The organism is Luteibacter sp. GL_149 (assembly GCF_057834065.1).
Genome location: NZ_CM174395.1, coordinates 3,464,495 through 3,477,764 on the forward strand (window position 1 = coordinate 3,464,495; position 13,270 = coordinate 3,477,764).

At 63.9% G+C, this 13,270-nt stretch carries 5 protein-coding genes; 4 read left to right on the forward strand and 1 reads right to left on the reverse strand.

Annotated elements, in window-relative coordinates; genetic code table 11:
• Positions 1-7: 7 nt before the first annotated feature.
• Positions 8-4,021, reverse strand: a complete 4,014-nt coding sequence (gene hrpA / locus AC3IR3_RS15265) for an ATP-dependent RNA helicase HrpA (protein ID WP_489193341.1) — start codon at positions 4,019-4,021, stop codon at positions 8-10.
• Positions 4,022-4,139: 118 nt separating this feature from the next.
• Here hrpA and AC3IR3_RS15270 point away from each other — a divergent pair, with 118 nt between their 5' ends.
• The 4 genes from AC3IR3_RS15270 to AC3IR3_RS15285 all read left to right on the forward strand — a co-directional run bounded on the left by AC3IR3_RS15270 (position 4,140) and on the right by AC3IR3_RS15285 (position 13,174).
• Positions 4,140-4,607 (forward strand): Dps family protein, encoded by a 468-nt coding sequence (locus tag AC3IR3_RS15270; RefSeq protein ID WP_489193343.1) that lies wholly within the window; start codon positions 4,140-4,142, stop codon positions 4,605-4,607.
• A gap of 280 nt (positions 4,608-4,887) precedes the next feature.
• Positions 4,888-7,485 (forward strand): glycosyltransferase family 2 protein, encoded by a 2,598-nt coding sequence (locus AC3IR3_RS15275; RefSeq protein ID WP_489193345.1) that lies wholly within the window; start codon positions 4,888-4,890, stop codon positions 7,483-7,485.
• A gap of 164 nt (positions 7,486-7,649) precedes the next feature.
• On the forward strand, positions 7,650-9,416 hold the full coding sequence (locus AC3IR3_RS15280) for an autotransporter assembly complex protein TamA (protein ID WP_489193347.1): 1,767 nt from the start codon (positions 7,650-7,652) through the stop codon (positions 9,414-9,416).
• Between the two features lie 11 nt (positions 9,417-9,427).
• Positions 9,428-13,174 carry a translocation/assembly module TamB domain-containing protein gene (locus AC3IR3_RS15285; RefSeq protein ID WP_489193349.1) on the forward strand — a complete coding sequence of 1,249 codons (3,747 nt, stop codon included), beginning with the start codon at positions 9,428-9,430 and terminating at the stop codon, positions 13,172-13,174.
• Positions 13,175-13,270 lie beyond the last annotated feature (96 nt).

Genomic DNA, 13,270 nt, shown 5'->3' on the forward strand with positions numbered 1-13,270 from the left:
ATCCGTATCAGCCCGCTTGTGCCGCTTCCAGCGCCTTCGCGAGTCGCTTTGCCGAAACCGGCTCGGCGGTTTTCAGTTCCTGCGCATACAGGGACACCCGCCATTCCTCCAGCAACCAGCGCAATTCGTGCCAGCCCGTAGCGTCCAGTGCCGTACCGCCGGCATGGAGCAACGCGCGCCAGTAAGGCAGCACCTGCAGCATACGCGACTGGTCCCGTGCCGGGTCCTGACGCAGACGCTCGGCACGCAGGCGCATGGCCTTCAGGTAGCGCGGCAGATGGGCAAGCCTCGCGGGAGGAAGCTCCCTCAGGACACCCGGCTGGATCAGCGCATGCAGTTGCTCGCGCAGGTCGTCGTAGCTGGCCTTGGCGAAACCCATCAGCGGCGGCTCCATCCAGGGCTTCAGTTCGGCCTGGGCTTCGATGATGGGCTCGGCGAGTTTCAGGCGCGCTACGGCCGCACCGAATAGTTCGCGCGACAGGTCCACCCGCAAGGCTTCGAACTCGCCCTGCGTGCGCGCATCGAGACGCCGGTCGGCGATCAGATCCTCGAAGCCGCCTTCGACCAGATCCTCGCGCAGGCCATCGACACTGCCCATCGGCGCGTACTTCAGCGACAACGGATTGGCGATGGGCAACTGGCGGCGAGCGCGTTTGAAGTCGGACGCAAGCGCCTGCCGCAGCAATCGTTCAACGCCGCGCACATGTGCTTCGCTGGCTTCGTCCGCACGTTCGAACACGCGCAGGGCCACGGCTTCGCCAAGGTCCACGAGGGCGGGATAGGCGGTCAGTCCGCCTTCCGACCGTACGTCCCGCGGAATGGATTCGAAGTCCCAGCTGACGATGTCTTCGCGGGTCAGTTCCAGATCCGTCTTGCGCGAGAAAGCCTCCCGCGCCTTGCCTTCCCATTCGGCGCGGATGCCGGCCAGATCGCGGCCATCGGCCACGGTGCGGCCGTTCTCGTCGTGGATGCGGAAACGCATCAGGAAATGCGCGGGCACGTCGACCTCGGCGAACGCCGATGCATCGATGGCGACACCGGTGGTCCGCTTGAGGAAGGCGGCAAGTGCTTTGGACAGCGGTTCGTCGCGCGGGGCTTCCGCCTCGACGAAGGCACGCGCGAAATCGGGAGCCGGCACGAAGTTGCGGCGCAGCGCTTTGGGCAGGCCGCGAATAAGCTCCGCCACTTTTTCGCCGAGCAGACCGGCGACCAGCCATTCGCAGCGGGCGTTGGGTACGGCGTTGAGGAAGGCGAGCGGTACGTTCATGGTCACGCCGTCGGCCGGATCGCCGGGCACGAAGCGGTATTCCAGACGGTAGCGATGCTGTCCGAGTTCGAGCGATGCCGGGAAGGCATGCGGATCGAGTCCCGCGCCGTTATCCATCACGTCGGCCAGCGACCAGCGAAGCGCGGCCTGCTCGCCCGGCGAGGCCTTGCGATACCAGGCGTCCAGCGCACGCACGTCGGACATGTCGGCGGGCAGCTTGCCGGTGAAGAACGCGACGAGGTCGTCGTCGCTGCGGAGCAATCCGGCACGACGCTGCTTGGCCTCGATCTCGCCGGCTTGCTCCAGTACGCGGGCATTCGCGCGCACGAAGTCGGCGCGGGTTTCCAGATCGCAGCGGATCAGCGCTTCGCGCAGGAAGATATCGTGCGCGGCGGCGGGGTCCTGACGATGGAAGGTCACCGGACGCCGTTCGACCAGGATCAGTCCGAACAACGACACCTGTTCGTAAGCGACCACCGTACCGCGCTTGCGCGACCAATGGGCGTCGCGCGCGGTAGCACGAACGAGATGGGCACCCTGTGTCTCGATCCACGCCGGATCGACGCGGGCGCACATCATCGCCCACACGCGGCCGCCGATATCGATGATCTGCGCGGAAAAAACCCACGCTGGTGGGGCCTTCGAAAGTGCCGAACCGGGAAAGACCTGGAACCGCCGCTCGCGCGTACCGCGATACACGCCCTTCTCGTCCTTATGCCCGACCTGCGTCGGCATACCCGCGAGCAAGCTTCGATGCACGGCTTCGTACAATGCGTCGGCCTCGGAACCTTCCTTGCGAGCAGGAACGCCTGCAGGAGAGCTCTCGGGCGCGATTCCTGCGGAGTGCGAACCCGACGGCCGCGAACGACGCGACCTCGCCACCGAAGCGACACCCGCCGACGGCGCCGCCAACGACGGCACATCGACATCCCACCCCAACTCCCGCGTCACCAGCACCAACTGCCGATGCAATTCACGCCACTCGCGCATCCGCATGAAACTCAGGAAATGACGCGAACACCAGTCGCGCAATTTCGTCTGAGTCAGTTCTTCGGATGCATCGTGATAAGCGCGCCACAAATTCAGCACGCCGGCGAAATCGGATTTCGGATCGGCAAACTGCGCATGCGCGGCATCCGCCTGCCCACGCGCTTCCGGCGGCCGCTCGCGCGGGTCCTGGATGCTGAGGAAGGCAACGATGGTGACGGCTTCGCGCAGACAACCCAGACGACGCGACTCCACCAGCATGCGCGCCAGCTGTACGTCGATCGGCAGGCGCGCGACGGTGCGGCCGATATCGGTCAGCCGGCGGTTTTCGTCGATGGCGCCGATTTCGGCCAGTCGGCGGTGGCCGTCCGCCACGACGCGCGGATCGGGAGCTTCGAGGAAGGGGAAGTCTTCGACCTCGCCAAGGTCCAGCGCCAGCATGCGCAGAATGACGTTGGCGAGCGACGAACGCAGCAATTCCGGATCGGTGTATTCGGGACGTTGGAGGAAATCCGCTTCGTCGTACAGGCGATAGCAGATACCCGGGCCCACGCGTCCACAGCGACCCTTGCGCTGATTGGCCGCCGCCTGCGAGATCGGTTCGACGTGCAGTCGTTCCAGCTGCCCGCGCTGGCTGTAGCGCTTGACGCGGGCCGTGCCCGAATCGACGACGTAGCGGATGCGCGGTACGGTCAGCGAGGTTTCGGCGACGTTCGTTGCGAGTACGACGCGACGCTTCGGACCGGGCTTGAACACACGGTCCTGATCGTTCGCCGACAGGCGCGCATACAGCGGCAGGATTTCGGTTTCCCGGTACTGCCGGCGCGACAACAGCAGATGCGCGTCGCGGATTTCGCGTTCGCCGGGCAGGAAGATCAGCACATCGCCGCGTGGGTCTTCGCGTGTGATGGCGTCGAGCGTGTCGGCGATCTGCAGCGCGAGGTTGCCCTCGCCGCGTTCGCCGGGCGGCCGCCAGCGGACCTCGACCGGATAGGCCCGGCCTTCGACCGCGACGACGGGCGCACCTTCGAAATGTTCCGCGAAACGTTCCGTATCGATCGTCGCCGAGGTGACGATGATCTTCAGATCGGGACGCCGTACGGCCAACCGCTTCAGATAGCCGAGCAGGAAATCGATATTGAGGCTGCGCTCGTGCGCCTCGTCGATGATGATCGTGTCGTATGCCGACAGCCAGGGATCGGACTGGGTTTCGGCGAGCAGGATGCCGTCGGTCATGAACTTGACCAGCGCCTGGTCCGACACTTTCTCGGTGAAACGCACCTGGAAGCCGACTTTGTCGCCCACCGGCGTACCCAGTTCCTCGGCGACGCGGGTGGCCACCGAGCGCGCCGCGAGCCGGCGCGGCTGCGTGCAGCCGATCAGGCCCGCCTCGCCCCGGCCGGCGGCCAGGCAGAGCTTGGGTAGCTGGGTGGTTTTGCCCGAGCCGGTCTCGCCGGCGATGACGACCACCTGGTGCTCGCGGATCAGCTTGACGATGTCGTCGGCCCGAGCGGTGATGGGCAGTGCCTCGTCGAGAACGATGGGCGGCTTATTGGCGGCCCGCCCGGCCCGGCGTGCAGCGGATGCCTGGATATCCTTTTCGAGCGCGTCTATGCGGCCCGGATCGGCACCTTTACGCGAAAGCGCCCCGAGCCGGCCGAGCAGGCGGCCGTAGTCCCGGCTGCTGACGCGCGCGAGTTCGTTCCGCAGGGCGCGCAGCCGCGGATCGAGGGAGGAAGGACGTGCTGGGGTTGTGGACTGACTCATGGAACCGCAAATAATAGCCTGAGCCTATCAATTGGATCGGAACGTTTCATTTCCAAGGACCTTCCGACCCGTCTAACCTGCCTTTCAGACGTCAGGTTTACTTAAGGAGAGAAGCACCATGGCTATCGATATCGGCATTGCCAAGAAAGACCGCGAAGCGGTCGCCAAGCATCTTTCGAAGCTGCTCGCCGACACCTATTCGCTGTATCTGAAGACCCACAGCTTCCACTGGAACGTGACCGGCCCGCAGTTCAACAGCCTGCATACCATGTTCGAGGTCCAGTACAACGAGCTCTGGACCGCCGCCGACGAGGTCGCCGAGCGCATCCGCATTCTCGACGTGTTCGCTCCGGGCTCGTACAGCCAGTTCGGCAAGCTCACCTCCATCAAGGAAGAAGCGGGCGTTCCCGAATGGAAAGACATGGTCGCCCAACTGGTCGAAGGCCACGAAATCGCTGCCGCCACGGCGCGCGACACGATCAAGGCCGCCGACACGGCCGGCGACGAAGGCACCGCCGATATGGTAACGGGACGCCTGAAGGAACACGAAAAAACCGCCTGGATGCTGCGTTCGCTGCTGAAGTAAGCGGGTTCGTTCAATCCGTGTGAAGCCGCCGCCTCCGGGCGGCGGCTTTGTTTCCAGACGACGGGAAGGAGTCCCTCGCCGCCTCCGTCAAGAGCAATCCTTCCCAACCGGTTGCCCGCCAATCCCTTCATACTCGCTCCCCGGGTGGCCGCGGAACGGTACCTCTCTGAGTTCAGCCTGACTATCCATGCTGCAATGCGTTGAGCCTGCTGCTGCCGTTCGTTAAGCTCGGCGGGTTACACCACTATTTCTTTGGGGGCCAGAAGGTCCGGGGATTGTTTTGAGCGCTGCCACCACGACCGACACCCGCCGCCCTTTCCTCGCCGCGCTGCTCCTTGCGCTGGTCGTCGCGGGGCTGAATTTCGGGCTGTGGTTCCTCGGCAACATGCCGCATGGACCGGACGACTGGAAAGGACCGATCGGCGGTTTCGCCTTTACGGCCTACCAGCGTTACCAGAACCCGATGAAGGGCGACGTCTCGACCGATCCCGAAATCGACAGCGACCTGAAGCTCATCAAGCATTATTCGGGTCGTATCCGCACGTACTCGATGCTGGAAAATCCACAGGTCATCCGGCTGGCGCGGCAGGAACACCTGGAAGTCATGGCGGGCGCACTGATCGACCGCCGCATCGACAACAACGAACGCGAAATCGATGCGCTGATCGCGCAGGCGAACCGTTATCCGGACACGATCACCCGCGTCATCGTGGAAAACGAGGTGCTGTTCCGTTCGGATCTTCCCCCCGAACGCATCATGACCTACCTCGACCGCGTGCGCGCCGCCGTACGCCAGCCGGTATCCATCGCCGAGCCGATGCACATCTGGTTGCAGAACCCCGAACTCGTCGAGCACGTCGACTTCATTACGGTCCATCTGTTTCCCTACTGGAACGGCATCGATCGCAAGGACGCCGTCGGCGATTCCATCGGCAGCTACCAGAGCCTGCGGCAGCGGTTTCCGGGCAAGCACATCGTCGTGGGCGAAATTGGCTGGCCGTCGAACGGCGACCGCTTCCAGTACGCCTATCCGTCGGTATCCAACCAGGCCATCTTCCTGCGCGACTGGTTCAATGCCGCCCGCAAGGACGGCATCGACTACTACGTGCTCGAAGCCATCGACCAGCCCTGGAAGGAAAACCTCGGCGAAGGCCGCACGGGCGCCTACTGGGGCATGTTCAACGCCGACCGGCAGCTGAAGTTCCCCTTCACCGGCCCGGTGACCGAAGACACCGGCTGGCCGTGGAAGGCCCTGGCCGCCGCCGCGCTCGCCTTCGTACCGATGCTCTGGTTCGCCGTGCGCTTCAGCCGCTTCAAGCTGATGGGTCGCCTGTTCATGCTGGCGATGATCCAGCTGTCGTGCGGACTGATCGTGTGGTCGGCCACGCTGCCGTTCAATTTCTACCTGAGCCCGTTCGACTGGGCGATGCTGATCCTGCTGTTCCCCGCGCAGATCGCCATCCTCGCGATCCTGCTCATCAATGCCTTCGAGTTCACCGAGGTGCTGTGGCGTCGCAGCTGGATCAGGCATGCGGAGATGCTGACGCCGGATCCGCCGGAAAAGCAGCCCTTCGTATCCATCCACCTGGCGTGCCACAACGAGCCGCCCGAGATGGTAATGCTCACGCTCGATTCGCTCGCGCGGCTGGACTACGCCAACTTCGAAGTCCTCGTGCTCGACAACAACACGAAAGACCCGGACGTCTGGAAGCCGGTCGAGGCTTATTGCGAACAACTGGGCGAACGCTTCCGCTTCTTCCACCTCGAGCCGTGGCCGGGCTATAAGGCGGGCGCGCTCAATTTCGGCCTGACCGCCACCGATCCGCGCGCCGACGTCGTCGCGGTTATCGACGCCGACTATGTCGTGCGCGAAGACTGGCTGGCGACGCTGACGGGTTACTTCCACGACAGCAAGGTCGCCGTGGTCCAGTGCCCGCAGGCGCATCGCGATTTCGAACGCAACAAGTTCCGGCGCATGACCGCCTGGGAATACGACGGCTTCTTCCGCATCGGCATGCATCATCGCAACGAGCGCAACGCCATCATCCAGCACGGCACCATGACCATGGTGCGTCGTTCGGCGCTGGAAGGTACGGGCGGCTGGTCGGAGTGGACGATCTGCGAGGACGCCGAGCTGGGCCTGCGCCTGATGCATGCGGGTTACGAGCTGGTCTATGTCGACGAACTGATGGGCAAGGGCCTGACGCCCGCCGACTTCAAGGCGTATAAGAGCCAGCGCTATCGCTGGGCCTTCGGCGCGATGCAGATCCTGAAGGGTCGCTGGCACTGGATGACTCGCCGCGGCCCGCTGAGCGCGGGCCAGCGCTTCCATTTCCTCACCGGCTGGTTCAGCTGGTTCGCCGATGCCTTGCACCTGATCTTTACGCTGATGGGCATCTACTGGACCGCTGGCATGATCGCCCTGCCCCAGTATTTCAACCTGCCCATGCAGTTGTTCCTGATCCCGGTCATCGGCTTCTTCTTCGCCAAGGCCATCTTCGGCGTGGTGCTGTACCGGGCCCGCGTCCCGTGTAGCTGGCGCGACACGCTGATGGCGTCGCTGGCCAGCATGGGCCTGTCGCACGCCATCGCGCGCGGCATCCTGCACGGCCTCACTCGCGAGAAAACGGCGTTCGTCGTCACTGCGAAGAGTCGTCGCATGGGCGGCAGCAGTTTCGCGGCGTTTGCTCCCGTACGCGAAGAAGGTTTCATGGCCTTTGCCCTCGCGCTTGCCGTTGCAGGCATGGGCTATGCCTATGGCACCCGCTATCTGGAAAGCATTCTGTGGATGTCGATTCTTACGGCACAGTCGATTCCCTATGTGTCGGCATTGATCGGCGCATGGATCGCCCATCGCGCAGGCGACGAGGCAGGCTGACCAGACGTTCATGTTTGTGAGAACCCGTCTAGTGACCTGAGCGGGCCTGCGAGGTAAGTTAAGGACAGACTTCGCCGGATACGCGTTGTCAGGGTTCGTCGGATGCGGACCCGCTTGTTGCCCCGGCCGCATCGGGGCATGGATCACGACCGGAACGGGACGCGATGCGCCGAACCAGACGCTATGGACTGCTGCTGTTGCCGTGGTTCTTTCTCCCCGCTCTCGCACACGCGGGAGTAAAGCTTGTCGTCGATGGCGTCGAGGAACCGCTCAAGGGCGCCGTCGTCGCCGGCGTGGAACTCAGTCAGTACGCCACGCGCGACATCTCGGCCGCCCAGGCGCGGCGCCTGTACGAAAAGGCGCCCGATCAGGTCCAGACCGCCCTGCGACCGTACGGTTATTACGAGGCCACCTCGGACGGCGATATCAAGCAGGCGGGTAACGACTGGATCGTCACCCTGCACGTCAAGACCGGCGCACCCGTCGTGGTGTCGTCCGTCAAAGTGGATATCGACGAAGAAGCCGCGAAAGTGCCGGGCGTGCGCCGGGCGATCCGCGCCGCCGAGAAGCTGAAGGACCAACCCCTCAACGACGGTCAGTACGACGCGTCGCGCGACGCGATAGGCGCGGCGCTGACCGCGACGGGTTTCCTCGACGCGAAGCTGACCGTCCATCGCGTGGAAGTGAATCGCGCCGAGAAGAAAGCCAGCGTGTCGCTCGCCTGGACCGCCGGCCAGCGTTATCGCTTCGGCAAGGTGCACTTCAAGGATTCGCAGTTCCGCGAGAGTTTCCTCGACCGCTACGTGCCGTTCAAGAGCGGCGACTATTTCGCGCAGGACAATCTGTTGCTGCTTCAGCAGTCGCTGAACGGCGCCGACTATTTCTCCGTGGTCAATGTCATGCCCGACATCGATGAGGCGAAGAACGGTGTCGTCGATGTCACCGTCGAACTCGCGCCCGCGAAACGCACGATTTATACCGGCGGTCCTTTTTTCGGCACGGATACGGGGGCCGGTCTGCGTGGCGGTATCGAGAAGCGCTGGGTGAACGATCGCGGCCACAAGTGGAAGAACGAACTGGTCGTGGCGCAGAACCTCAAGACGATTTCCACGCTGTACCAGATTCCGATGCCTGGGCCGAACCAGCGCAGTTTCAACTTCGGCGCCAACTATCGGGACGCGGACACGACGACATCGCAGTCGCGCACGCTGCAGCTGGTGGCCAACGAAACCCGGCTGTGGCACGGCTGGACGCGAACCATCGGAATCAACGCCTTGTCCGGCACATTCACCGTGGGCAAGCGCGGCGGCGAACCCGACAATACGTTCGGCATCGAGCACGGCCGCAGCACGCTGCTCTATCCGGAGATATCGTTGTCGCGCAAATCGGGCGACAACCCGATCTTCGTGCGGCATGGCTGGTCGCTCAACCTCGTGGGCCGCAGCACCGTCGGCAACCTGCTTTCGGATGCCAGCTTCAGCGAGGTCATCGCCGATGCCAAATGGATCCAGTCGTTCTGGGGCCGTAACCGCCTGATCCTTCGCGGCACCGCCGGCCATACCTGGACCAACGACTTCAGCGCCCTGCCCCCGCAGCTACGCTTCTTCGCGGGCGGCGACCGTTCCGTACGCGGCTATAGCTTCGAGAGCATCGGCCCACGCAACCAGTACGACCGGGTCATCGGCGGCGAAAGCCTGCTGGTCGCCAGTACGGAAGTGGAACACTACTTCACACGCAACTGGGGCATGGCCGCCTTCGTCGATGCGGGCAATGCCTTCACCGGTACCGACTACAGCCCACGCATTGGTGCGGGTCTGGGCGTGCGCTGGCTTTCGCCGGTCGGCATGGTCCGTGTCGATCTGGGCGTACCCGTTCACGACAAGAACGAACACGGCGTGCAATTGCATGTCGTCATCGGGCCCGACCTGTGAGGAGCGCCGGCATGAAATGGTTCCTCCGCGTACTCATGGCGCTTGCCGTCATTCTGCTGCTGGTCGTCGCGTCCGCATGGTGGGTGCTGGGCACCGGCGCGGGACTTCGATTCGCGCTGGCGCGCGCGACGGCGTTCACCGGTGGCGCGTTGACCGTCCAGCACGCCGAGGGGCGTCTGGCCGGCCCGCTCGATCTTGCCGGCGTTCGCTACGTGGACGGCAAGGGCATGGACGTCAAGGTCGCGAAGGCGCACCTGGATCTGCGTATCCTGCCTTTGCTGCGCAAACGCGCGCACGTGCTCGATCTGAGCGCGGATGGCATCGACGTCGCGCTTGGCCCGAGCGAACCCGACACGACGCCATCGCAGCCCTTCTCGCTGTCGCCGCCGCTCGACATCGTGCTCGACCGCGTACACGTGGGTCACGTCAAGGTGACGCAGGCGAATCAACCTGTTTTCGAATCGGACTCGCTCGACCTGATTGGCTCATGGACCGGCAAGGGCGTCGAGCTGCGCCAGCTTGCCCTCAAGGCACCGGCCGGCCATGCGGAGCTTGGCGGCACGCTTGCGGTCGGTCGCGGTTACAGCGGCGACGGCAAGGCGTCTTTCGCATGGAAAGTGGGCGATGTCGACTACGCCGGCCAGATCGAAGCGCATAGCGATGGGAAAAAAGCGCATACGGTCATCGGACTGACGTTGCCGATGGTTGCCGAGATCAATGCCGATCTGGTGCAAAGCGGCGACTTCGCATGGACCGGCCGCATCGACGCACCGCGTTTCGATCCGAAACCCCTGATGGGCGAAAGCGCCATCGCGTCGCTGGGTCTGTCGCTGCAAGGCCGTGGCGATCGCTACGGCGCGGACGTATCCGGCGATATCGGCCTCAATGCCTATACCGTCCATCTCGCTCCGCTGCGTGCGAATTTCGACCACGAGTACAAGCGCCTGACGCTGGATGAGCTGAGCGTGGGCTCGCCTCAGTTCAAGGGCGCGCTCACGGCCAGGGGTACCGTCCAACTGGACGCCAAGCCCCTATCGGCCGATCTGCGTCTGGACTGGAAAGACGTGCTCGTACCGGCACAGATAGCCGGTCAGGACCTGGCAAGCGCCGGCGGACTCGCCGTCCACGGCAGCGCCGAAGCATTCCACGCCGACGGTGCCGTCGACATCGGACCGCCCGGCCATGCGCAGCATCTCGCGCTCGATCTCGATGGCACGCCGAAGGTCATCGAACTCCATACGCTGACGCTGAAACAGCCGAAAGGCAGCCTCGACACGAAGGGAACGCTGACCCTCGATCCGCAGCTGGCATGGAAACTCCAGGTCAACGGCAACAACTTCGATCCGGGCCAGCTGCTGGCCGGATGGGATGGCGCGCTCAACCTCGATCTGTCGACCGACGGCAACCTGTCGCCAAACGGTCCACTAGGTACGCTGGACCTGCGCAAGCTGGACGGGACCTTGCGCAAACGCGCATTACGCGGCAATGGCACGCTGACGTTGAAACCGGGCGAGGTCGTCAACGGTCGCCTGGACCTTGCCTCCGGCGGCAGCAGCATCCGGCTGGACGCGCGCGGCGATACCGCCAATGACGCCGACCTGAAACTCGCCATCGCTTCCCTCGGCGACTGGCTGCCCGATGCGGGCGGACGAATCGAGGGCGACATCGGCGTACGCGGCAAGTGGCCCAAACTGGCGGTGAAGGCGAACATCCGCGGAAACTCAGTGATCTATGCCGACCATAAACTCGATGCCTTGCATGTCGATGCGGACGTGCCCGACATCAGCCAGCCGGGCGGCAATGTCGCCGTCGACGCGAATGGCGTATCGACCTCCGGCATGCACTTCGATCGCATCGCCGTACACGCCAACGGAAACCAGCAAAAGCACCAGCTCACCGTCGAGGCGAAGGGCAAGCCGCTTTCGGCGGATATCGCGCTCAGCGGTTCGCTCCGCGACACGTCGTGGACCGGTACGCTGTCGACGCTGAACCTCGATCTGCAGGGCTTGCCCCGCTGGCATCTACAGAATGCCAGCCAGCTCAGCTGGAACAACGGCGCCGCGAGCATGAGCGATCTCTGTCTTACGGCAGGCGATCCCCTCGTTTGCGTCGCCGCAAAACAGGACAAGGCCGGCAATCTCGACGGCAACTACCGTTTGCGCCATATGCCCGTGGCTATGCTGCTCACCGCGGTGGGCTCGTCCGATCTGCCGATGCGGGCCGAAGGCAGTATCGAAGGCGATGGCAATGTACGCCGCACCGCAGCCGGCGCTCTCAGCGGTCAGGCGACCATCATATCCACGCACGGGTCGATCGCCTATTCGGATCATCCCGACCAGCCGCTACTCGCCTACGACAATCTCGCAGCCAATGCCCAGCTGACACCCGGCAATCAGCGCATCACCGTGCGCGCCGGCCTTAACGACGACGGCACGCTCGACGGCAATGTCGGCATCGCCGGCGCGCAACAAGCACTGAGCGGCAGCGTTTCGGTACACCTGAAGAACCTCGCATTCGTCGAGTTGTTCACCAGCGAAGTCGCCGAGGTGAAGGGTGCGCTCGACGGCAGCTTCCAGATGGGCGGAACGGTTGCTCAACCCGCGATCACCGGCCAGGCCGTTCTCGGCAACTTCGCCGCCGAAGTACCCAGTGCGGGACTGAAGCTGAAGGACGGTCGCATCACGCTGACGACCTCCGACGCAACGACGTATCGCATCGATGGCACCGTGAAATCGGGCGACGGCAACCTTATGATCGCCGGCACGGCGGGCCTCGGCAAGGGTGCGAGCACGCAGATCGGCATCAGCGGCAGCAAGTTCACCGCCGTCGACATTCCCGCCGCGAAAGCGGTGATCTCCCCCGACATCAAGATCATCCAGAGCGGCGAAGGTACGAATGTCACCGGCAAGCTCAGTGTGGATATGGCCGACGTCAACGTCGAACGCCTTCCCGGCGCCGGTGCGACCAAGGCATCGTCCGATGTCGTGGTTGTGGATGAGAAGCAGCAGGAACAGATAGCCGAATCGCTTCCCATCGTGGTCGACCTGCGCGTCGACCTTGGGCAGCACGTCCATCTTGTCGGCTTTGGCATCGACGGTCGCATTACCGGAACGCTCGATGTACGCGAACGTCCTGGCCGCGTCACCACGGGCCAGGGACAGATCGGCGTCGACGGTACTTACAAAGCCTACGGGCAGGACCTGCGCATCGAGCAGGGCCAGCTGTTGTTCGCGAGCACGCCAATCGACAATCCCGGTATCAATATCCGCGCGACGCGCACACTCAATCCCAACGCCACGATCAACGACGGCCAGAAGGTCGGTCTGTACGTTTCGGGTACGGCACAGCGTCCCATCCTGACGGTGTTCTCCAACCCGGTCATGGAACAGTCCGATGCGCTCTCCTATCTCGTCACGGGTAAACCTCTTTCGCAGGTAAAAGGCGGCGAAGGCAACATGGTCGGCGCGGCGGCACAGGCGCTGGGCTCGGCGGCCGGCGACCTGCTTGCGAAGAGCGTCGGATCGAAAATCGGCGTGGACGATATCGGTGTATCGAACAACGACGCCCTTGGCGGCGGTTCGGCCTTCACCGTCGGCAAGTATCTGTCGCCACGCCTCTACCTCAGCTATGGCGTTGGTCTGTTCGATCCCGGCCAGGTCATTACCCTGCGCTACCTGCTGAGCCATCGCTGGAACTTCGAAGCCCAGAGCGCCACCGACTTCAATCGCGCAAGCCTCAACTACCGGTACGAGAGATAGCCCACCGCCAACTATCCACAGGGTGTGTGGATAGTTGCTGCATAAGCATGTGGATAACTGCGATTCGCGCTTGTGTGGCAATGACTTGCGTTGCGC